Genomic DNA, 20,035 nt, shown 5'->3' with positions numbered 1-20,035 from the left:
CTAGCTTGAAGTGCGACTTGCAAGCGAGGTAGTTTCGTATCAAGGGTTGATCCATTCAGAGGCCATGACCACGCCAGCAGGGTCATAGCTGAATCGCGCCCTGCGATTGCCCTCCCGCCGAAGCTGAAACCAATCCAATGTGTCGGCGCGGAAAGCCAGCACGCCGAAGTGCTCTTTACCATCAGCACCGTCTGCAAGTTCCGATACAAAGGGCTGCTCGTCAGTTACAAAGGCAAGCTCATCTCCGGGTGGGCCTCCTGCATAGGTCGCACGCGTCCTAGCAGGGAGCATTTCCCAAGCTGTTTCGGCAACTGGGCTACCCGGCGCGTGAAGCTCTACCGTTCCCTGCAATCGAAGCTGCAAACGCGTCTGTGAACAGTAACCGAGCAAGGTCGCATAAGGATGCGCGCCAAATTCACGCCATTTGGCGCTGCGTGTATCCGTGTGGAATTCAAGCATCCGTTTGGTCACGTCGGTTCGCCGAAGCACAACCATTCGCGCCTGAGGGAGGTTTTCGGCATCAACCGAACAGAGATTCACATAACGGAAGCAGGATTCCGGAGAAGACGCCGCCGCTTCAAGCTCGGCCCAAGCAGCAAGTTCCACTTCCTCGATAGGTTCCATTCTATGTCACTCCATATGATAAAAAGCGGCGCTGGCCCAATGACCGACACCGCTTCTTGATTGTTCCAAACAAGAACCGATCAAACGGAACGGGTCACACCACCGTCAACGCGAAGGTTCTGCCCGGTGATGTAACCTGCCCCATCAGACACCAGAAACGCGATCGTCGCGGCGATTTCCTCTGCCGTGCCATAGCGATTCATCGGCACGCTGTCGCGCCGCTCATCAGTAGACGGAAGACTGTCGATCCAGCCGGGCAGCACATTGTTCATACGGATGTTCTTGGCGGCATAGTTATCCGCGAAGATCTTGGTGAAGCTGGCCAGACCCGCCCGGAATGTTGCCGAAGTCGGAAACATAGCCGAAGGCTCCGAGGCCCATGCCGTCGAAATATTGACGATAGCGCCGCCGCCCTGTGCTTCCATAATCGGCGTTACCAGACGGATCGGGCGCACGGCGCTCAGGAAGTAAACCTCCATGCCCTTGTGCCAGTCTTCGTCGGTCAGCTCAAGGATCGGCGCACGCGGACCATGACCGGCAGAATTAACCAGTGCATCCACCCTGCCCCACTTGTCCATCGCCAGATCGACAAGTCGCTTCACATCGTCATTGACCAGATTTGAGCCGGTGACGCCCACGCCGCCCAATTCCTGCGCCAGCGCTTCGCCCTTGCCGGACGAAGACAAGATCGCTACGCGATATCCGTCCTGTGCCAGCTTTCGTGCAGCCGCAGCGCCCATGCCGGAACCGCCAGCGGTGATGATTGCAACTTTTTCTCCAGACATCAAAGGCTCCTTTGTTTCGATATTGAGCACACTATGCCAAATTTTGATAAGACTTTCGCGCCAGAAAGAAACGCATTATACTGTAGAAAATCTACAGGCTAATCCATGAACCCGTCACGCCGCAAATTGCCTCCATTAAATGCCCTGCGCGCCTTTGAAGCTTCGGGCCGCAGGCTGAATTTCCGCGCCGCAGCGGACGAATTGCGTGTCACGCAAGGCGCTGTTGCACAACAAGTCCGTGCGTTGGAGGATCATCTCGGCCTGACGCTTTTTCATCGCCTGCCACGTGGATTAGCCCTGACGACGCAAGGTGCGAACTATCTGGCGGATGTGACCCGTGCCTTCGATACGCTTGGAGACGCCACCGGACGGCTTCTGGACAGACCGGAGACGGTTACGATTAGCGTTACGCCGACTGTCGCGGCGAAACTTCTTATTCCACGACTGGCCAGACTTCATGCAGATCTCGCAGGCGTGGAATTGCGCACCGTTGCGACGGAGGCGGTTTCCGATTTTGACCGGGACAATGTGGACATTGCGGTGCGCCTCACGCGGCCGCCTTTCCCGTCTACGCTTGATGCAAAACTGTTGTTTCGTCAGGAACTGGTAGCTGTTGCCAGCCCCTATCTCATCGACGGTAGGTCTTTGCCACTGACAAGCGAACAGCTTCGGGAAATGCCGCTTCTGCACGATGCGCATAATCACTGGCCCGAGCTTCTTGGCTCAAAAGGAAAACTGCCAGGTGCGATGTTCAACCAGACAGCACTTGCACTGGATGCTGCTCTCGCCGGTCAAGGCGTCGCTCTCGCATGTAGAGCCTTCGTCGCGTCCGACCTGGCGACCGGACGACTGGTGCAAGTGGCCGAGCCTACAATCATGATAGAACCAGATTATTACCTTATCCGCAAACGCTCAATCTCACCGAGAAAGGCGGTCGATGCCGTTTGGACCTGGTGCTCTGAGCGGTTGCTTCTGCCCGAAATGAAGTAAGGCTGAAACAGCATAGTCTTGCTAAGGGTTAGCCGACGTCCCGAAACTGTCTGTTTTCTAGGACCCAGAAGAAGACAATTGTTATGACGAGCACGATCAGAAGCAGGATGAATGCTGCTGCCGAACCCTCGTTGAGGGAGAGTCCAAGAAACGCCTGTCTATAGGCGAAGAAGCTCAAGACTTCCGTCGACGTGCCGGGGCCACCCTTTGTGAGAACATAAGTCAGATCATACGTGCGGAACTCATTGATCAGCTGGATGATGATGGCGATAGCCGCAACGGGACGCAACATCGGCAGCGTCAAGTACCAGAACTGTTCGATCTTGCCAGCGCCGTCTACTTCCGCCGCCTCGTAAGGATCGCGCGGCAACGAAGCCAGTCCAGCCGCAAGGATAAGCACGACAAAGGATGTTTGCTGCCAGATATCGATGGCTGCCATAGACCAGATCGCGAGGTCGGACGAGCCAAGCCAGTCAAGCCTTGGCAGACCTATGGTCTCCATCATGTGGTTCACGATACCCAGATTGGGCTGCAGCAGCATACGCCAGATAAGGGCGACACTTACCGGAGACATGGCCATCGGTATGGTCAGGATTGCGAAGTAGATGGGTTTGGTTTTCACGACCGCGTTCAGCATGAGCGCAATCCCCAACCCGAGTATAAACTCGGCAACCACGGTGACGATCGAGTATTTGACTGTCAGCCATAGTGAACTCCAGAACTGCGCATTGCTCATGATCCGCGCGTAGTTTTCAAAGCCCGTGAACGGTAACAGCGATGGCCGCATCAGTGTCATCGAGGAAATCGACATGAGAACGGCATACAGAAGCGGCAGCCCCATGACGACTGCAAGTGTCAGTAATCCTGGCAAGGAAAACGCCCAGCCGGTTTTCCAGGTTCGGTCGATTGCAGTGGTGGACGTGGACATACGAATGTTTCCTAGAATGCCGTCGGGATGAAACTGAAAATTTTCTGCCGCCCTCCCTTCAACAGGGAGGGCGGCAAAGCATTATTTCTTGAGAAGGTCTTCCAGACCGGAAGCGGCTGCCTTTATGGCTGCGTCCGGCGCAATCTCGCCGCCTGCCGCCTGCGATACTTGCGTGCCGAGAACATCTTCATACTGCGCCGAATAGGCGAATATCGGGAACGACTTTCCAGAAGCGACAACATCCAGAGCCTGTTCATAGAACGGGTACTTCTTCAAGACGTCGGCGTCCTTGTAGACAGCTTCGCTGACAGGCGCATGGCCCTCAAGCGCGCGTGCGACGCCGATCTTTTTGCTCTGTACCCACTTGATGAAAGTCCAGGCTGCTTCCTGTGCTTCTGGTGATGTGTTCTTCGGAATGCCCCAACCCCAGCCACCGCTTTCGCCGTGGCCACCCGGCATCACGGAAAGACCGACCTTGCCAGCAACATTCGGGCACTTTTCGGCATTGTCCATCTGAGGCAGCATCCACCAATAGGTGACCATGCTGAAAGCTTCGCCGCTGCACATGAGGCGCATCGTATCATCCAATGTGGCCGACAGTGCGCCTTGTTGCGCCGCATTCTTGATCGCATCGACATAAAGCGTCAGCGCCTTGACGGCTTCCGGGCTGTCGAGCGTAACCTTGCGGTCCTTGTCGAGATAGCCGCCACCTGCCGAGAACAGGTAGTTGGAGAACTCCATGCTGTTCGGATCGCCACGCTGGCCCTGCATGGCCGTGCCCGCAACATTTGCCTTCGCCTTCATGAATTTGGCGACCTGCACATAGTCTTCAAGCGTTTCTGGCTTCTTCAGCTCGGCATTGAACTCGCTTTTATAGGCTTCCTTGAGCTTTGGATCGTCCAGCAGGTCTTTTCGATAAAGCATTCCCATCGAGTAGTTGTACATCGGCAGGATCGGCATGGCCTGGTCGGTCCGGCCAAGCAGATCGAGTGTTGAGGGGATAAATTCGGACAGATCAAGCTTGTCGCGTTCGGCAAGAGGCTTCAGATCAGTCAACCAACCGGCAGCGGGAAATTCGCCCGCCCATAGAAAATCTACCTCAAGGAGATTGTAATAGCTTTCCGGCGAGACAAGCTGCGTGGCGAGCTTGTCATGCATGTCGCCATAGCCCACTTTTTCAAATTCCACCTTGATGCCGGTTTCCTTCTCGAAGTCCGGCAGCAGTTTTTCAATGATGTGCGTTTCGGGCACATCTTCCATCAGTGCGCGCAGCGTAACGGTTTCCGCGTGTGCGTATCCCGCACCCGCCAGAAGAAGCAGGCTGACGCTCGCCAATAATTTGTTCCCATATTTCACCATTTTCGTGGTTCCCTTTGTTATGTTTACCTGCATGCAATTTATCTTGGCGTCATTTGACGCTGCCGAATGTGAGCCCCTGCACGATGAAGCGCTGGATGAAACGCGATGCGATCACGAGCGGCAAAATGGCCAGAATGACGCCCGCCGCCACTTTCGCAATCTGAACCCCGTTGGAGGTCTGTAGAGAGGCAAGACCGACAGGCACGGTCGCTGTCGCCGGGCCGCTTAGCACCAGAGCAAACAGGAATTCGTTCCAGGCAAGGATGAAGCCCAGCACACCTGCCGCTGCGATACCGGGCAGAGAAACAGGCACGACAATACGCCAGAACGCACCCCAGGCGCTGGCGCCATCTGTCTGCGCTGCCCATTCCAGATCGACAGGAATACCCTCGAAGAAACCCATGAGAATCCAGATCAGGAACGGCAGATTGATTGCAGCATAAGCAATCGTCAGGCCGAGCACAGAATTGGTCATGCCCACTGAGCGGAACAGCATGAAGGCTGGCAAGACAATAGCCACTGGCGGAAGCATCTGAGTGGCAAGCACGGTGAAACGGGCCAGCGGACCGCCGGTCTTGAAGCGCGCAAAGGCATAGCCCGTCATTGCCGCAAAGGGCAGCGCGAGTAGCACAGAGCCCGTCGCCACAATCAGACTGTTGAGGTAATAGACGCCAAAGCGCTTTTGCGTGAACAGATCCACATAGTTCTGGAAGGTGAACTGAGGCATCAGTTCGGTGGAATAGGCCATCTGCTCCGGAACAAAGCTTGTTCGAAGAGTCCACAGCAATGGTAACAGGATCGCAAGCGATACGATGAAAAGGCCCGTATGGATGACTATCTTGCGCATCACCGTCTCCTAGACCGTCACAAGGCCGGGTTCTAACGGTGGTCGTTTGATGACCTTTTCCGTCTGGGCATCAAAGAGATGCATCGGTTTGGTATCGATGAACAACCGTACCTTTTGCCCGACTTCAGCGGTAAAGTGGCGGCTCACGCGGGCATTCAGTTCCAGCGGTTTGTCGTTTCCAATCTGCCCGATGACGACCGTCTCGACGCCCAGTTTTTCGACCGCAACGACAGTCAGATCGAGCGGTTGCCAATCGGGATTGTTCTGGGCTTCGTAGATGTCTTCAGGCCTGATGCCTAACAGAAGCGGTTTGCCGCTGCTGGCCGCATAATGCGGCTTATGCATCGCTGGAATGCGAATATCGACACCATCGCCCTTTGCCTGCAACTCGCCATCGTCAGATGGCATTAGTTGCACAGGGATGAGATTCATCGGCGGTGTCGCCAGAAACTTTGCAACAAACGTATCCGCAGGATTGGCATAAACCTCCAGAGGAGCCCCCACCTGAACCATCACACCGTCGCGCATGATACAGATGCGATCTCCCATGGTCATGGCCTCGACCTGATCGTGCGTCACATGGATGATGGTCTTGCCAAGCCTGCGATGCAGCTTGACCAGTTCCAGCCGCATTTCTGCGCGCAATTGTGCATCAAGGTTTGAAAGCGGTTCGTCGAGAAGAAAGGCGTTGGGCTCGCGGACAATCGCCCGGCCAAGCGCAACGCGCTGGCGCTGCCCGCCGGACAGTGCGGCAGGTTTGCGATCAATATATTTGTTCAGCCCCAGCATATTGGCAGCATCGGAAACCTTGGCTGCAATCTCGGCAGCGGGCACGCCACGCATCTTGAGACCGAAGCCCATATTCTGCCGCACGCTCATATGCGGATAGAGTGCATAGGATTGAAACACGACCGCAACATTGCGATCTTTTGGCGGGAGCCGCGTCACGGATTTACCGCCAATACGCAGGTCGCCGGAGGTGATGCCCTCAAGCCCTGCTATCATGCGCAATGTCGTCGATTTCCCGCAACCAGATGGTCCGAGAAAAATTACAAACTCGCCGTCCTCGATCTTGAGATCGACATCACGCACCCCATAGGCGCCATTGGCGTATAGTTTGGAGACGTGTTCTAGTTCGATCGACGCCATTCAGGTCTACCCTTCTGCACGATCAGCGACACGGGCCATTTTTAGCCGGCCGCCGTTATTCCCCTGGAGGTGACTGCACTTTGTCAGCCATTCTTGTTCGTGGGCGCCTCACATCTGGCGTGAAGCGCCTTGTCTGCACTAGGTCGTATAGACGCCGCCGGTCACATTGATGCCTTGTCCGGTCATAAAGCGCGCGCCATCCGAGCAGAGGAACACAACCACTTCAGCGACATCTTCCGGTTCTTCGAGACGACCCAGCGGAGTCTGCGATACATAATCGGCAATGACCTGTTCAGGTGTAATGCCGCGCAGTTCTGCTTCCCATTCCACTTCGCGCGATTGCATGGAGGTTTTGACGAAACCGGGACAAACTGCGTTCACGCGAATTCCATTCGGCGCGAGTTCACGCGCCAGTGCTTGTGTCCAACCAAGAACTGCAAATTTGCTTGCTGAATAATGGGCCAGAAGCGGTGCCCCAATCTTGGCGGCGAGCGATGCCGTATTGACGATCACGCCCTTGGTGTCGCTGGCGAGAAAATAGCGGGCGGCAATCTGATTGGTCAGAAACACGCCACGTGTGTTCACGTCGAAATTGAAGTTCCACTCTTTGTCAGTGAGGTCGACGGCACGGTTCATCGTGGAAACACCGGCATTTGCCGCGACAATATCAAGACCACCCCATTGGGCGATCAGAGCTTCGAAACCCGCCTCGACGGATGCGCGCTGGCTGACGTCCATCGCCAGTCCGACAGCATCCCCGCCAAGTTCGCTTGCTGCGCGTTTCGCAGCATCACCGTTGATATCGGCAATTGCGATACGAACGCCATGGCGCGCCAATGCACGCGCTATCGCTTTGCCTATGCCGGAAGCAGCCCCCGTCACAATGGCGCGCTTTCCGTTCAGTTCGCTGGCCAGTTTGCCCGGCATTGCAGCGTTGGTCATTTTGTTCACCCTCGGAACGAATGTTATCGATCACGAAAAAGCATATTCACTGTTTGATTATGTTGGCAATACATAAAATTATGTTCGTTTATGTTTTTTTGCGATTGATTTTGTTCGATCCTTCTCCTAATGAATAAGTTGAATGTCTGGTCGAACCACCGGAGGAAAGTATGACGGACAAGCAAAAGGACATCCAGCCAGCGGAAGCAAAACGGCTGCCTGCCCGCGTTCGCCATGCCCATCTCGTCGACGCCGCACGCAAGCGTGGATTCCTCCAGGTTGTTGATATCGCTGCTGAACTTGGCGTCTCTGAAATGACCATTCGCCGTGATCTCGTTGAACTGGAGCGCGATGGCCTGCTGGTTCGAACCCATGGCGGAGCGGTTATCGACGAGGACGCGCCGGAGCCTTTTCTCGACCGCGAGGAACCTGCTTTTTCAGCCCGCCTGCGTGAACACAATCCCGAAAAGCTGAGCATCGTTGCCAAGGCACTGGAGCTTGTTGAACGCCGCATGAGCGTCGCGCTTGATGTCGGTTCGACCACTTATCTTCTCGCCGAAGCCTTGTGTGACACCGTGGGCGTCAAGTTTTTTACATCCAGCCTCCGGACCGCGCAGCTTCTCGGTGGCGCACAACGCGAAGTCTATGTCCCTGCGGGTCAGATCCGCGGTGAAGAGCTTTCCATCTGCGGCAAGTCGGCCTGCGATGAGTTCGAGCGCCTGTGGTTTGATATCGCCTTTATTGGCGTTTCGGGCATTACGGCAGATGGTCTCTTCGATTATTCGCCGGAAGACAGTGACCTGAAGCGGGTTTACCTGCGCCGCGCCAATCGCAAGGTGCTTCTCTGCCATAGCGCCAAGTTCAACCATATGTCCCTCATCAGGATCGCCGATCTCGACGAAATCGACACCTTGATCAGCGACGCGGCCCCTCCACCGAATATCGCCAGCGCGCTTTCCAGAGCGAATGTCGAGATCATTATCGCTCCCCCAGTTACAGGCATTTGACCGGAAATTTCCATGAGCTGCGTTCTAGGTCTTGATATCGGCACCACCTCTACAATCGGCATTCTCGTGCGACTTCCGGACGAAGTGCTCGGCATCACATCGCGACCCGTTACCCTGACGTCGCGTCAGCCCGGTTGGGCTGAAGAAGACCCGGAACAATGGTGGAGCAATTGCTGTGCCATCATTCAAGAGCTGATTGGTGCAGCCGGCATCTCAACCACCGAGATTGTAGGCGTTGGCGTCACTGGTATGCTGCCTGCAGTTGTTCTCCTTGACGAGAATGGTGCTGTGCTTCGACCGAGCATTCAGCAAAGCGATGGACGTGTCGCCGCTGAGGTCGCGGAACTGCGCAGTGAAATCGAGGAAGTTGAATTCATTGCCAAGGCTGGCAACGGCATAAACCAGCAGCTTGTCGCCACCAAGCTGCGCTGGATCGAACGGCACGAACCAGAGGTCTTTGCCAAGATCGCAACCGTTTTCGGCTCCTATGATTACATTAACTGGAAACTGACCGGAGAACTGCGGATTGAACAAAACTGGGCTCTGGAAGCTGGTTTTGTCGACATCGCAACCAACGAGTTGTCCCCGGAGTTGATCGCCCTCACCCACCTGCCTTTGTCGGTCGTTCCAGCGAAGGTCTCATCTCATGCGGTCATGGGAACGATAACGAAATCCGCTGCCCTCTCCACAGGCCTTGCAGAGGGGACACCGGTCGTCGGCGGCGCTGCCGATATGATTGCCTCAGCGCTTGCGGCAGGTGTTTCGCAAGAAGGTCAGGTACTGCTCAAATTTGGCGGCGCGCTGGACATTCTGGTTGCGACCGCAAAGGCAGCGCCAGATCCGCGCATGTTCCTCGACTACCATCTGGTACCGGGGCTTTATATGCCGAATGGCTGCATGTCGACCGGCGGTTCCGGGCTCAACTGGTTTGCCGAGAACTTTGCAGGCGGCGAAAAGCAAGCTGCAGTTGATGAGGGTTTAAGCTTGCACCAGCATCTCGATACGCTTGCCGCGAAAATCGATGCGGGCGCTGACGGCGTGGCGATTGTTCCGTATTTTCTTGGCGAGAAGACGCCTATCCATGACCCCTTTGCCCGAGGCACCATTACCGGTCTTAGTCTCAATCACAAGGTCGGCCATGTTTGGCGGGCATTGCTTGAGGCCTATGCCTATGCTGCACGCCACCATATCGAGGTGCTTCAGGATATGGGACACCACCCCAAGCAATATCTCGCTTCTGACGGCGGCGCGAACAGCCGCGTCTGGATGCAGATCGTGGCGGACGTGCTTCAGGCTCCAATTCGTCAGCTCAAAGGGCATCCAGGCTCATCATTAGGCGCAGCCTGGGCGGCGGCTGTGGGCGCAAACGCCGTAGACGGCTGGTCGGGAATTGCCGCCTTCGTTGAAAATGGCGATCTCATCCAGCCACGGCCTGAAAATGCAGTGACTTACAACAGCGGTTACCAACGTTTCCGCGAAATCTACACCAACCTCAAGCCGCTTTACAGAGAGTAATCACAACGATGACGATCAAAGCCATCGCATGGGATATTGACGGTACGCTCGTAGATAGTGAGCCGCTTCACCATAAGGCACTTCTGGCCGGCACGGCGCATTTCGGCACCGATCTCAGCGATATTCCAGAAGAACGATTTCGCGGGGTCCATATGGATGCTGTCTTTGAAGCTGTCAAACCGCGATTGCCAGCCGATTTGAGCTTTGAGCCATGGATCGAACGCATTCGTGACCATTACATCGCCCATGCGGGCGAACTTCGGCCCATCACGGGCGTCCTGCAAGCAATGGACGCGGCAATGGAATACGGTCTGTTGCAGGTATGCGTCTCAAATTCCGGTCGAAATATTGTCGACACCAACATCGCCGCGCTTGGAATTGCAGACAAGCTTCGCTTCTCCATCAGCATCAACGATGTGCTGCATGGCAAGCCTGATCCAGAGCCTTATCTGGCTGCGGCCGAGCGGCTACGCCTTGCTCCAGCACAGATGATAGCAATCGAAGACAGTTTGACCGGAGCAATCTCAGCACATGCCGCAGGCATGAAGGTCGTCGGCTACGGTTTGGCTGAACAGCCCGGAAATCCAATCGACCACTACCTGGATAACTACGCAGAGCTACCGGCAATCCTGCGCGCTCACATGTGAGCGTGCAGACCGCATGAAGATCAACCGACCCGAGGTCGGAAGAAGAATACGAAGCTAACGCCGTCTCCGGATTGAACCGAAGACCGGCACAACAAAGGGGTTCACCATGAGCAAGTTTTTTGATCTTTTCCCGACGAAGAAGCCCATCATCGCGATGGTGCATCTTAACCCGATGCCTGGCGCTCCGCTTTATGACGCGGAAGCTGGCATCGAAGGTATCGTCGAGGCAGCGCGTCGCGATCTTACTGCTTTGCAGGACGCTGATGTCGATGCTGTCATGTTCGGCAACGAAAACGACCGTCCATACGAACTTGCTGTCGACGTCGCTTCCACGGCGACCATGGCCTATGTCATTGGCCGCCTGCGTGGTGAAATCGCAAAGCCTTTTGGCGTTAACGTTCTCTGGGACCCCAAAAGCTCGGTCGCTTTGGCCACGGCAACCGGCGCGTCCTTCATGCGCGAAATCCTGACTGGCACTTATGCCTCCGACATGGGGCCATGGACGCCAAATGCGGGTGAAACGATGCGCTATCGCAATCGTCTTGGCCGTTCGGATCTTGTCATGCTGGACAACGTATCTGCTGAATTCGCGGATTCAATGGATCGCCGCCCCCTCCCCGACCGGGCACGTTCGGCGGTCTTCTCGTCCATTCCGGATGCCGTTCTGGTGTCGGGCACGATCACCGGTGAAGCCGCCAATGTTTCGGACCTCGAAGCCGTCAAGCGGGTCCTGCCTAACACGGCGGTTCTGGCCAATACGGGCGTGCGTCATGCAACCGTCGCCGATATCCTCAAGATTGCCGATGGCTGCATTGTCGGTTCGTCGCTGAAGGTCGATGGTAACACCTGGAATGCGGTCGATCCGGAACGCGCCAAGGAATTCATGAACATCGTGAAGAAAGCCCGCAAGGACTGATAAAAAGACAATCGCGCGCGGTGACTGTTCGCCGCGCGCGATTGACGCCTATCACGCTCCCAAAGGCTGCGCCAGACGCGCCCGATGTCGGCTCAATCGCTCGATCAATATCGGCAAGCCCGTACCCACCACAATCAGACAACCTATTACGACCTTTTGCCAATAGGATGGCACACCCGCCATCAACAGCGTTGTATTGATCATTGTGATGACAAATACACCAAGTAGCGTCCCGAGCACTGTACCGTGACCGCCTGTTATTCGGGCTCCACCGAGAACAACGGCTGCGATGACATTCAGCTCCATGCCGACCAGATCGAACGGATTAGCCATGCGCGACAGGGTCATATGGGTCATGCCAGCCAGACCAGCAATTGCGCCCGCCAGAACATAGATCAATAGCTTGACGCGCCCCACGCGAATGCCAATACGAGCGGCAGCTTCTTCAGAACCGCCGATGGCGTAGATTTTGCGCCCGAACAGCGTGAAGTTCATGATGAAGGCGACGAATACAGCGACCCCTACCAGAACAAAGAATGACATTGGAAGCGATACCATCTGGCCCAATGCGTTCTCCATCCGCACCAGAATGCTGCGCGCAAAATTGATAACTTCACGCGGCACTGACGTGACGTACACCGTCCCGACGAAGGTCAATAACGCCCCCCGAAAAAGGCTCATTGTACCAAGGGTGACGATAAGCGTCGGTAGACCGAGTCCACCGACCAGTATTCCATTGATAAGACCAAGACTGGCCCCTATGAGGGCTGCCAGTCCGAAATAGGCGATAATCGGAACATGGATATCAATACCCATGACGATTTTTACCGTCGCATACATCGCAAAGGCGCCGATTGCCGTGCAGGACACGTCAATGCCGCCGGATGCCAGCACCATCATAACGCCAAGCGCGAATATTCCGGTCACCAGTGAGTTACGTGCCAGGTCTATCAGCGTTGCCGGTGAAAAGAACGCAGGATTGAGAATGCTCAGCACAATCGCAAAAGCAACGGCTGTCAAAAAGACGACACCCTGTGGTGTCGAGAGCACCCGGATCAATGAATAGTTCATGGCCGGTCCTCCCGAATGACTTCCTGATAGAGTGTTTCTTCGTCGATATCACCGGCATCGAAACTGGCCACAATTCTTCCCTTCACCATCACCTTGATCGTGTCGGACAGTGCAATGGCTTCGCCAATGTCGTCGGTCACCACCAGAACCGCTGTTCCCGAACGGCTCAATGCGAGCAATAGTTCGTGGATTTCCCGTTTGGAGCCGACATCGACGCCGACTGTTGGACCATTGAGGATAAGCAGCTTCGGCTTTCTCTCCATCCATCGCGCCAGAACGACACGCTGTTGATTGCCGCCTGACAGCGTCACCACAGGTGGGAAGACACTGGGTGTCTTGATACGCAACCGCTTAACGGCTTCGCGCGCGCGCTCGGTGAGGCTCGACGCGCTGACAATGCCACCTTTAGTATCCGCTTCAAGACTTGAGACGATGATGTTTTCACGGATCGGCTGATTGAGAAAAAGGCCTTCTGTCAGTCGATCTTCCGGCACATAGGCAATGCCGTGTTCCATCGCGTCTGCGGGAGCCGTAAGATGCAATGGTCCATTCACGTCTTCAATGCGACCCTCGTCCGACGCAAGACATCCAAACAAAGCCAGCGCAAGTTCCGTTCGCCCTGACCCCAGAAGGCCCACAACGGATATGATTTCGCCCGCGCGCAAATCGAGATTGATCGAGACAAACTGGCCGCGTCGTCCAAGATTACGCACTTTGAATATGGCTTCCGAAGGCGTAACCGCCTCACGCGCCAGACGCTGGCTGTCAATTGGTCGACCGGACATGGCCTCTACCAGACGCGCTGGATCGAATTCACCTATCGGTCCTGCCACCACGACATGACCATCACGCAGAACCGTGACGCTGTCGCAAACAGCAAAAACTTCCTCGATCTTGTGACTGACAAACAGAAAGGCAACGCCTTCCGCCTTCAGCGCAAAGACGATATCAAGAAGCTTGGCGACCTCGCTGCGAGTCAAGGCCGTGGTGGGTTCATCCATAACGATAATGCGCGCATCATTGGCAAGCGCACGTGCAATGGCAACCAGCTGCTTGGAAGCAACAGGCAGTCTTTCCACCAGAATATCGGGATCAATATCGACCTTCATTCGTGCAAGCGTTTCAATCGCCCGCTTACGTCCAGACATGCGATTGAAGAAACGCTTGTTCTCGGTCACTGCCGCCAGAAAGCTGACATTCTCCCAAACAGTCAGATTGGGAAGAAGCGCAAAGTCCTGATAGATGACTGAAAGCCCCGCTGCTATAGCGGCTTTTGCGTCATTTTCGATGAACTTGCCGCCAATCGTGACCGTCCCGGCGTCGGCACGAACGACACCGGATAATATCTTGATCAAAGTCGATTTGCCCGACCCGTTTTCACCGGCAAGACAGCGCACCTCGCCCGGTCGCAGGCTTAAACCCACATCTTCCAGTACCCGGACGGGACCGTAAGACTTGGCAACAGCCTGCATTTCCAGAACAAAAGCGCCGGAATTCTGCGTATCACTCATGCAGCTCTCCCATAGAGGCCGCCGGTTGTCCCGGCGGCCCATTGTCCATGGATCAGAAGTCGTAATTGCCCATATTTTCCTTGGTCACATCGACCCAAGCCTGGCCATAGACAACCTTGTCCTTGAGCTGAACCTTGTTGTAGCCTTCGACACCTAGGTCCATGCCATCGGTTACGGCCTTGCCATCAATGGCCATTGCGGCGAGCTTGTTCATGGCGATACCAGCCTTGGCCGGGTCCCAGAACGAGATCATGTTGATCGTGCCGCTTTCAAGATATGGGCCTGAAACCGAGACAAGGCTGGTGCCGACAATCTTGACCTTGCCCTCAAGACCCGCTTCCTCGACCGCAAGCGCCGCACCGGCGACATCTTCACCTGCGGAGCCCTGAATACCCTTGAGATTCGGATAGGTTCTCAACAGTTCCTTGGTCTTGGCATAGGCCGTCTGTTGCTGCTCGTTGCTCTCGATCTTGTCGGTCGCGAGCTTCATCTTCGGATAATGCTCTTTCTGATAGGCAATGGCTGCATCAACCCATTCATTGTGGGTTTTTGCCGTCAGATGGCCAACGAATACCGCATATTCGCCCTCTTCGCCCATCGCTTCGGCCAGCGCCTTCATCAGATGTTCGCCATAGGCGCCATTGTCGAAAGCTTCGACGTCATAGGTGACATTCTTCATGCTCGATGCTTCGTGGCCGATTACCTTGATCCCGGCCTGCAAAGCCTTGCCGAGCACGGGCTCCAAAGCTTCCGGGGAATTCGGCACCACGGTGATCGCGTCCACCTTTTTTGCAATCAGGTCTTCGATCAGCTGAACCTGCAGCGCAGCATCAGCCGAAGCGGGTCCGATCTGAGTGGCGTTGTTTCCACTTTCCTTGGCATATTCCTTCACGCCGGTTTCCATACGGTTGAACCAGGCAATGCCGGAAAGTTTGACGACAGTGACGAAGGTGTGTTTTGCGTCCTGCGCGTTCGCATAGAATGCACCACCAGCAACAATAGCTGCGCTGACGGCAAGACCGGCTGCCATTTTCCTCAAGCTGATATTCATTGTTATTCCCTCCGTTGGTTCACCCCTGCTTGCCTCCCCGGCAATCAGTCAGGCTGTGTTCTGGCGAAGCTTCTGCGGCTTTCACCAATTCCTTTCCGGACGCGTGACTGCGTCCGGCCTCCCTTCAAGCCGATGCGATCCGCATCAGATCGGCTGTCCGCTCGTAGAGCTTCTTGAACGTATCGAAACCCTGCTGATAGACGCGCTTTGTCCCCGCATCAGGTTCAATGCGCCGCTCCACCGGGTTCCATTGTTCAATGTCAGCCTTCGCCACATCGCCCACCGCAAGCGCCCCCAGAAAACAGTTTCCGTAGGCCGCACCGATAGTCTTGCTTCTCACAAGCTGAAGCTTTTCGCTGACATCGGAAATGGCCTGTGACCAGACGGCATTTCTTGTACCACCGCCCACAGCAGCGATGCGCTCCAGCGGAGCATGTGCTTCGTGATAGGTATTGAAAATGTCGTTGACGCCATAAGCGACGCCTTCAAGAAGCGCACGATAAATGTCAGCGCGGATATGGGTCAGATCGAGACCGAAAATCATGCCTCGTGCTGACGGATCATGAACAGGTGTTCTCTCACCGGAAAAATAGGGGAGTACGAAAAGCCCTTTTGCGCCGGGCGGTGACGATACGGCTTCTTCCGCCAGTGCTTGCAAGGCGCTGGCGGCGGGCAACTCGCGAGCGAACTGCTCCTGAAACCACCGCGTCAGCGTTCCGCTGGTCGACGTGCCGGACATACAGGCATGTTCTCCACGGAAAAGCCAAGGCGCATACCACAGCCGCGTATCAGCGATGCGTTGATCCGTGACCAGAATGATGAACATGGTCGAGCCATACATGACCATCATTTCGCCAGACTTCTGCACGCCGACGCTGACAGCCTCAGCGGCGGCATCGATGGTGCCAGCGATCACAGGCGTTCCAACAGCGAGCCCGGTCGCGGCTGCGGCCTGCGGTGTCACTGCTCCCGCAATGTCGGTTGTCCAGAGAAGATCGGGCAGCCGCTCACGTGAAACGATGCGTTCGGCAAAATCGTCAGTCCAGTCCTGCCGTGCAACGTCATAAAGCGGCGAGAACCCGGCCGCGGAATAGTGATCGATCGTATAGTTGCCCGTCAGCCTGTGAACGAGGAAGGAGGAGGAATTGAGAAACTTGTGCGTGCGGTCAAAAATATCAGGATGGTTCTTCTTCAACCAAAGGATTTTCGGGCCGACCGATTGCGAGGTCAACGCATTGCCGCCTTCCCGCATCAGGCGTTCAAGCCCGATTTCAGCGGTCAGTTCCTCTATCTCAACAGCTGCGCGCGTGTCGACACCATAAAGAACGGCCTTCATGAGCGGAGCGCCGTTTTCATCAACCGGCAGCATACATGGGCCAATGCCGCTGGCCGCGACTGCGCGAATATCGCTGGCCGCCACTGAACTTTGTTCGATCAATTCACGACTGATCGAACAAAATTCACCCCACCAGTTTTGTTCAGCATCATGTTCCGCCCAACCCGGTTGTGGAACCAGCATGCGATGCGGACGTGCGGCAGAAGCGACGATCCTTCCTTCCTCATCGGAAAGAACGCCCTTCGATTCAAATGTGCCGATGTCGATGCCCAGATAATAGCGCATCAGGTGTAAAGATCCCTGTCGAGGCTGAAGTCCTTGTTGATCCTGCCAATAGCCGCGACCAGAAGCGCAGTGAGACTTTCAAGATCACGCAGATCGCACATTTCAAGCGCCGTATGGGTATAACGGCACGGGAAACACACATCGATACAGGCAACGCCCTCATTGACGAGTTGCACGTAAGACGAATCCGTCAATGCGCCTGTATGGGCCGTGCGTTGCAACGGAATGGCTTCGCTGGCAGCGGCGTCGGAGAATAATTTCGGCAGTGCCGGATGGGGGATCGTTCCATTGAGCGTGCCGCGGCCATGGAAAGAGTAAAGGCTGATGGCTGGACCGCCGCCCAACTGAATTTCACCGCGATGAGCCATATCCGGCGTATCGGCATTGAGCCCGATATCAAGCTGAATGGCGATATCCGGTTTGATGGCCTGCGCTGCGACCATGGCACCACGCAGGTTGAACTCTTCCAGAACCGCGAAAACAAAATGAACTGTTGGTCGTGGACCACCTTTCGCGAGCTGACGGGCAACTTCCATCACGACGGCACAACCGGCCCGGTCGTCAACCGACGTTCCGATAACGCGATTTTCGTTGAGATGGATGACGCGCGGTGCATAGACCACCGGCGTACCGATTTCGATGCCGAGCGCCTTTACATCCGCAGCGCTTTCCGCGCCGACATCGATGAAAAGTTCGGCATAGGGCGTAACCTTGTATTTTTCTTCGGCTGGCGTGGCATGATGGCTCTTATTCGCAATGACGCCGTGAACGTCGCGCCCTTCGCCGACACAAAATAGCACCGCTTGCGCAGGCAACGCCTTTTCCGGAATACCGCCCAACCGCTCGATACGGATCAGGCCATTATCCTCGACCTTGCGCACGATGAAGCCCAGCTGATCCGTATGCACAAACAGCATGACGGAGGGCGCATTTTCATCCCCCTTCATCGTTGCAATCAGATTGCCCAGACGATCGGTTGCAAATTCGAGCGGCAAATCAGCCAGATCGCGGGCGATGAGACGCCGTACGCGATCCTCATGGCCCGACAGGCCAGGCGTCAACATCAATGCTTCGAGCGTTGAACGTAATCGATTTTTCATGCCGTACGGGCCTTTCTTTGTAAAACGGACGCAAGGCCAAGTCGGCCTGCCAGAACGCGTGCCGACATGACGACCACAAGCAGGCCACCAAAGAACAGATCGCGTGAAAACGCACTGAACGACAGAAAATTCAGTCCGCTCGATATGAGCTGGAGACAGATGACGGCTAACGTCACACCGGTCACGGTGCCAAAGCCGCCGGCTGGCGAAACGCCTGCCAGAATATTGATGAGAATGACAAGAAGCAGATAGGAGCTACCATAATCGGCATTGGCGGAATTGACACGCGCCAGAACCACAAGCCCGGCAATTGATGCGATGAGACCGGCAATAGCGTAGATACGAAGCAACAGACCTTTTTCGCGCGTGCCCGCAAAATGGGACGCGACGGGATTGGCTCCGAACAGCCGCAGGTGGATACCAACCGGTGTTCTCTTCAGCAGAAAGCCCAACAGAAGCGCTGTGGCTACAAACAGGACGAGTGGCAGTGGCACCACGCCGCCGACCGACCAGTTGCCAAAGGCTGTGTACCACTGTGGCAGGCCCGTAATTGCAGGGCCGCCGGTAATTACGATACCAATCCCGGAGAACAGCTGCATCGTGCCAAGCGTAGCCAGAATTGGCGGAAGGCGCAGATAGGCAATCAAAAAGCCGTTGAGCAGCCCGCAAGCAACGCCTATCAGAAGCGCAACCGGAATGGCGAGGATGGCGAGTTCGGGTCCTGCCCTCATCATCACTGCTGCGACGATAGCGGCGAGATTGGCTGTGGCCACGACAGAAAGATCTATGCCACCAGACACCATCGTCGGCAGAACGGCCAACGAAAGCAGCCCGAATTCAGGAAACTGAAATCCCATTGAATTGAGGTTTGCAGCCGTTAGAAAGCCCGGCGCGAGCAGGCTCAACACTCCAAAGATGGCAATAGCCAGAACGGCCAGCCCCTTCAGATAATTGCCCGTCGTGTCCTGTCTTGCATCCATTGGCGCTCTCCCCTGCGCTGGTTGCCTTGGCCCGCTTAGCGGGCGAAAACGTGTTTGGCGATTAGCATTTCAGTTCCTCCCCCGAGGCGCCCGTTATACGGTTTCCAGAAAAGGCAGTTGGTCGCGATAAGGCTGTAAAGAGCCTTCGAAACCAATATCGGTGATAAAGCCGCTCAAATCCTGCAGCCCACAAACCGGCGCAAAACTGCGGCATCCAAGTTTACGCTGATCGGCGACAAGTATCGTCTTATGCGCAATGGCGATTGCTGCGCGTTTCACTTCTGCTTCCTCGACGGTAGACGTGGAAACACCGTCAAGATCGACACAGTCGGCGGACAGAAAGAAACAATCGGCGCGGATATGGCGTAGCGTTTCCGTGGCCCAGGCCCCGATGAGCGAATAATAGTCATTTCTGACCCGACCGCCGATGATATGCACTTCCGTTGCGCCGACGGCCGCCGCTTCGGCAATCTTCAGGTCCATCGTTACAAGCGTGATCGCCCTGCCCGCAAGCGCGCGCGCGACAGAAAGCGCTGTCGTGCCGGAGTCAAGAATAACGGTGGAATTATTGGCAACATAAGCAGCAGCTGCTTCGCCAATCCGCGCCTTGGCGCTCTGGCTTATGCGCAGCTTTTCCAGAAACATCGGCTCGGCAACACCCTCGCCCGCACCGCGGGCAACGACCCCGCCGTGAATTCTCAGGATCAATCCCGCCTGTTCCAGCGTGATGAGATCACGACGCAATGTCGGAAGCGAAACACCCATGATGCCAGCCAGATCCGAGGTGCCAATACGCTTCGCATCGGCGATGACGTCCATCATCTGCCGGTGACGTTCCTGCGGAAAACGTGTTCTTGCTTCGCTCATGTCCTGCTCCCAACGTGAACATTAATGATCGTTTTGAGCGAGTCAAGCGATTCCGTTCATATTCGGAACTGTGCAGAGCGGCGTTCAGACAGCTTGGGAAAGCATAATTTAGAAGGTCTGCAGCG

19 protein-coding genes are annotated in these 20,035 nt (G+C 55.7%); 5 read left to right on the top strand and 14 right to left on the bottom strand.

Annotated elements, in window-relative coordinates:
• Window positions 1-39: 39 nt before the first annotated feature.
• On the bottom strand, window positions 40-624 hold the full coding sequence (locus ABWW11_RS12325) for a pyridoxamine 5'-phosphate oxidase family protein (protein ID WP_121537891.1): 585 nt from the start codon (window positions 622-624) through the stop codon (window positions 40-42).
• Between the two features lie 80 nt (window positions 625-704).
• Window positions 705-1,409 carry an SDR family oxidoreductase gene (locus ABWW11_RS12320; RefSeq protein WP_078337470.1) on the bottom strand — a complete coding sequence of 235 codons (705 nt, stop codon included), beginning with the start codon at window positions 1,407-1,409 and terminating at the stop codon, window positions 705-707.
• A gap of 105 nt (window positions 1,410-1,514) precedes the next feature.
• On the opposite strand from ABWW11_RS12320, the gene ABWW11_RS12315 reads away from it, so the two are divergent.
• Window positions 1,515-2,399, top strand: a complete 885-nt coding sequence (locus ABWW11_RS12315; RefSeq protein WP_109365972.1) for a LysR substrate-binding domain-containing protein — start codon at window positions 1,515-1,517, stop codon at window positions 2,397-2,399.
• A gap of 28 nt (window positions 2,400-2,427) precedes the next feature.
• Here the strand turns inward: ABWW11_RS12315 and ABWW11_RS12310 are convergent, their stop codons facing one another.
• The 5 genes from ABWW11_RS12310 to ABWW11_RS12290 form a co-directional block, all read right to left on the bottom strand.
• Window positions 2,428-3,327, bottom strand: a complete 900-nt coding sequence (locus tag ABWW11_RS12310) for a carbohydrate ABC transporter permease (RefSeq protein ID WP_109365973.1) — start codon at window positions 3,325-3,327, stop codon at window positions 2,428-2,430.
• Window positions 3,328-3,408: 81 nt separating this feature from the next.
• Window positions 3,409-4,686, bottom strand: a complete 1,278-nt coding sequence (locus ABWW11_RS12305; protein ID WP_109365974.1) for an ABC transporter substrate-binding protein — start codon at window positions 4,684-4,686, stop codon at window positions 3,409-3,411.
• Between the two features lie 49 nt (window positions 4,687-4,735).
• Window positions 4,736-5,533 (bottom strand): carbohydrate ABC transporter permease, encoded by a 798-nt coding sequence (locus ABWW11_RS12300; protein ID WP_078337097.1) that lies wholly within the window; start codon window positions 5,531-5,533, stop codon window positions 4,736-4,738.
• Between the two features lie 9 nt (window positions 5,534-5,542).
• Window positions 5,543-6,682 (bottom strand): ABC transporter ATP-binding protein, encoded by a 1,140-nt coding sequence (locus tag ABWW11_RS12295; protein WP_109365975.1) that lies wholly within the window; start codon window positions 6,680-6,682, stop codon window positions 5,543-5,545.
• A 138-nt stretch (window positions 6,683-6,820) separates the two neighbouring features.
• On the bottom strand, window positions 6,821-7,624 hold the full coding sequence (locus ABWW11_RS12290; protein ID WP_235858937.1) for an SDR family NAD(P)-dependent oxidoreductase: 804 nt from the start codon (window positions 7,622-7,624) through the stop codon (window positions 6,821-6,823).
• 170 nt (window positions 7,625-7,794) lie between these two features.
• Between ABWW11_RS12290 and ABWW11_RS12285 the strand changes: the two genes are divergently transcribed.
• From ABWW11_RS12285 to ABWW11_RS12270, 4 genes are all read left to right on the top strand, one after another.
• Entirely contained in the window at window positions 7,795-8,631 is an 837-nt protein-coding gene (locus ABWW11_RS12285) for a DeoR/GlpR family DNA-binding transcription regulator (protein WP_109365976.1), read from the top strand.
• A gap of 12 nt (window positions 8,632-8,643) precedes the next feature.
• Window positions 8,644-10,146, top strand: coding sequence for an FGGY-family carbohydrate kinase (locus tag ABWW11_RS12280; protein WP_109365977.1), 1,503 nt, complete (start codon window positions 8,644-8,646; stop codon window positions 10,144-10,146).
• 8 nt (window positions 10,147-10,154) lie between these two features.
• Window positions 10,155-10,793: an HAD family hydrolase gene (locus ABWW11_RS12275; RefSeq protein WP_109365978.1), complete on the top strand. Its 639-nt coding sequence runs from the start codon at window positions 10,155-10,157 to the stop codon at window positions 10,791-10,793.
• 106 nt (window positions 10,794-10,899) lie between these two features.
• A complete protein-coding gene (locus ABWW11_RS12270) occupies window positions 10,900-11,709 on the top strand; it encodes a BtpA/SgcQ family protein (RefSeq protein ID WP_109365979.1) in 810 nt (269 codons plus the stop codon).
• Window positions 11,710-11,760: 51 nt separating this feature from the next.
• Here the strand turns inward: ABWW11_RS12270 and ABWW11_RS12265 are convergent, their stop codons facing one another.
• From ABWW11_RS12265 to ABWW11_RS12235, 7 genes are all read right to left on the bottom strand, one after another.
• Window positions 11,761-12,780 carry an ABC transporter permease gene (locus ABWW11_RS12265; protein ID WP_109365980.1) on the bottom strand — a complete coding sequence of 340 codons (1,020 nt, stop codon included), beginning with the start codon at window positions 12,778-12,780 and terminating at the stop codon, window positions 11,761-11,763.
• Entirely contained in the window at window positions 12,777-14,291 is a 1,515-nt protein-coding gene (locus ABWW11_RS12260) for a sugar ABC transporter ATP-binding protein (protein WP_109365981.1), read from the bottom strand. Before ABWW11_RS12260 ends, ABWW11_RS12265 begins: the two co-directional genes overlap by 4 nt.
• 52 nt (window positions 14,292-14,343) lie before the next feature.
• Window positions 14,344-15,342, bottom strand: coding sequence for an autoinducer 2 ABC transporter substrate-binding protein (locus ABWW11_RS12255; RefSeq protein WP_210205536.1), 999 nt, complete (start codon window positions 15,340-15,342; stop codon window positions 14,344-14,346).
• Window positions 15,343-15,466: 124 nt separating this feature from the next.
• Complete coding sequence (locus ABWW11_RS12250) at window positions 15,467-16,963, bottom strand: FGGY-family carbohydrate kinase (RefSeq protein ID WP_109365982.1); 1,497 nt, start codon at window positions 16,961-16,963, stop codon at window positions 15,467-15,469.
• A complete protein-coding gene (locus tag ABWW11_RS12245; RefSeq protein WP_319080236.1) occupies window positions 16,963-18,027 on the bottom strand; it encodes a M42 family metallopeptidase in 1,065 nt (354 codons plus the stop codon). The genes ABWW11_RS12250 and ABWW11_RS12245 overlap by 1 nt, the downstream gene beginning before the upstream one ends.
• A 32-nt stretch (window positions 18,028-18,059) precedes the next feature.
• A complete protein-coding gene (locus tag ABWW11_RS12240; protein ID WP_109365984.1) occupies window positions 18,060-19,043 on the bottom strand; it encodes an ABC transporter permease in 984 nt (327 codons plus the stop codon).
• Window positions 19,044-19,136: 93 nt separating this feature from the next.
• On the bottom strand, window positions 19,137-19,910 hold the full coding sequence (locus tag ABWW11_RS12235; protein ID WP_109365985.1) for a DeoR/GlpR family DNA-binding transcription regulator: 774 nt from the start codon (window positions 19,908-19,910) through the stop codon (window positions 19,137-19,139).
• Window positions 19,911-20,035 lie beyond the last annotated feature (125 nt).

This window comes from Brucella sp. NBRC 113783 (genome assembly GCF_040372265.1).
In the GTDB taxonomy this organism is placed as follows: domain Bacteria; phylum Pseudomonadota; class Alphaproteobacteria; order Rhizobiales; family Rhizobiaceae; genus Brucella; species Brucella teleogrylli.
Note: the sequence above shows the minus strand (reverse complement) of the source record. Positions and strands in the feature narration are given on the sequence as shown.

What these genes read in the sequence shown, in the direction of transcription:
- ABWW11_RS12320 (WP_078337470.1), bottom strand. Translation starts at nt 1,409, where the DNA reads ATGTCTGGAGAAAAAGTTGCAATCATCACCGCTGGCGGTTCCGGCATG.
- ABWW11_RS12265 (WP_109365980.1), bottom strand. Translation starts at nt 12,780, where the DNA reads ATGAACTATTCATTGATCCGGGTGCTCTCGACACCACAGGGTGTCGTC.
- ABWW11_RS12275 (WP_109365978.1), top strand. Translation starts at nt 10,155, where the DNA reads ATGACGATCAAAGCCATCGCATGGGATATTGACGGTACGCTCGTAGAT.
- ABWW11_RS12285 (WP_109365976.1), top strand. Translation starts at nt 7,795, where the DNA reads ATGACGGACAAGCAAAAGGACATCCAGCCAGCGGAAGCAAAACGGCTG.
- ABWW11_RS12325 (WP_121537891.1), bottom strand. Translation starts at nt 624, where the DNA reads ATGGAACCTATCGAGGAAGTGGAACTTGCTGCTTGGGCCGAGCTTGAA.
- ABWW11_RS12235 (WP_109365985.1), bottom strand. Translation starts at nt 19,910, where the DNA reads ATGAGCGAAGCAAGAACACGTTTTCCGCAGGAACGTCACCGGCAGATG.
- ABWW11_RS12280 (WP_109365977.1), top strand. Translation starts at nt 8,644, where the DNA reads ATGAGCTGCGTTCTAGGTCTTGATATCGGCACCACCTCTACAATCGGC.
- ABWW11_RS12300 (WP_078337097.1), bottom strand. Translation starts at nt 5,533, where the DNA reads ATGCGCAAGATAGTCATCCATACGGGCCTTTTCATCGTATCGCTTGCG.
- ABWW11_RS12295 (WP_109365975.1), bottom strand. Translation starts at nt 6,682, where the DNA reads ATGGCGTCGATCGAACTAGAACACGTCTCCAAACTATACGCCAATGGC.
- ABWW11_RS12240 (WP_109365984.1), bottom strand. Translation starts at nt 19,043, where the DNA reads ATGGATGCAAGACAGGACACGACGGGCAATTATCTGAAGGGGCTGGCC.
- ABWW11_RS12315 (WP_109365972.1), top strand. Translation starts at nt 1,515, where the DNA reads ATGAACCCGTCACGCCGCAAATTGCCTCCATTAAATGCCCTGCGCGCC.
- ABWW11_RS12305 (WP_109365974.1), bottom strand. Translation starts at nt 4,686, where the DNA reads ATGGTGAAATATGGGAACAAATTATTGGCGAGCGTCAGCCTGCTTCTT.
- ABWW11_RS12260 (WP_109365981.1), bottom strand. Translation starts at nt 14,291, where the DNA reads ATGAGTGATACGCAGAATTCCGGCGCTTTTGTTCTGGAAATGCAGGCT.
- ABWW11_RS12250 (WP_109365982.1), bottom strand. Translation starts at nt 16,963, where the DNA reads ATGCGCTATTATCTGGGCATCGACATCGGCACATTTGAATCGAAGGGC.
- ABWW11_RS12245 (WP_319080236.1), bottom strand. Translation starts at nt 18,027, where the DNA reads ATGTTGACGCCTGGCCTGTCGGGCCATGAGGATCGCGTACGGCGTCTC.
- ABWW11_RS12310 (WP_109365973.1), bottom strand. Translation starts at nt 3,327, where the DNA reads ATGTCCACGTCCACCACTGCAATCGACCGAACCTGGAAAACCGGCTGG.
- ABWW11_RS12290 (WP_235858937.1), bottom strand. Translation starts at nt 7,624, where the DNA reads ATGACCAACGCTGCAATGCCGGGCAAACTGGCCAGCGAACTGAACGGA.
- ABWW11_RS12270 (WP_109365979.1), top strand. Translation starts at nt 10,900, where the DNA reads ATGAGCAAGTTTTTTGATCTTTTCCCGACGAAGAAGCCCATCATCGCG.
- ABWW11_RS12255 (WP_210205536.1), bottom strand. Translation starts at nt 15,342, where the DNA reads ATGAATATCAGCTTGAGGAAAATGGCAGCCGGTCTTGCCGTCAGCGCA.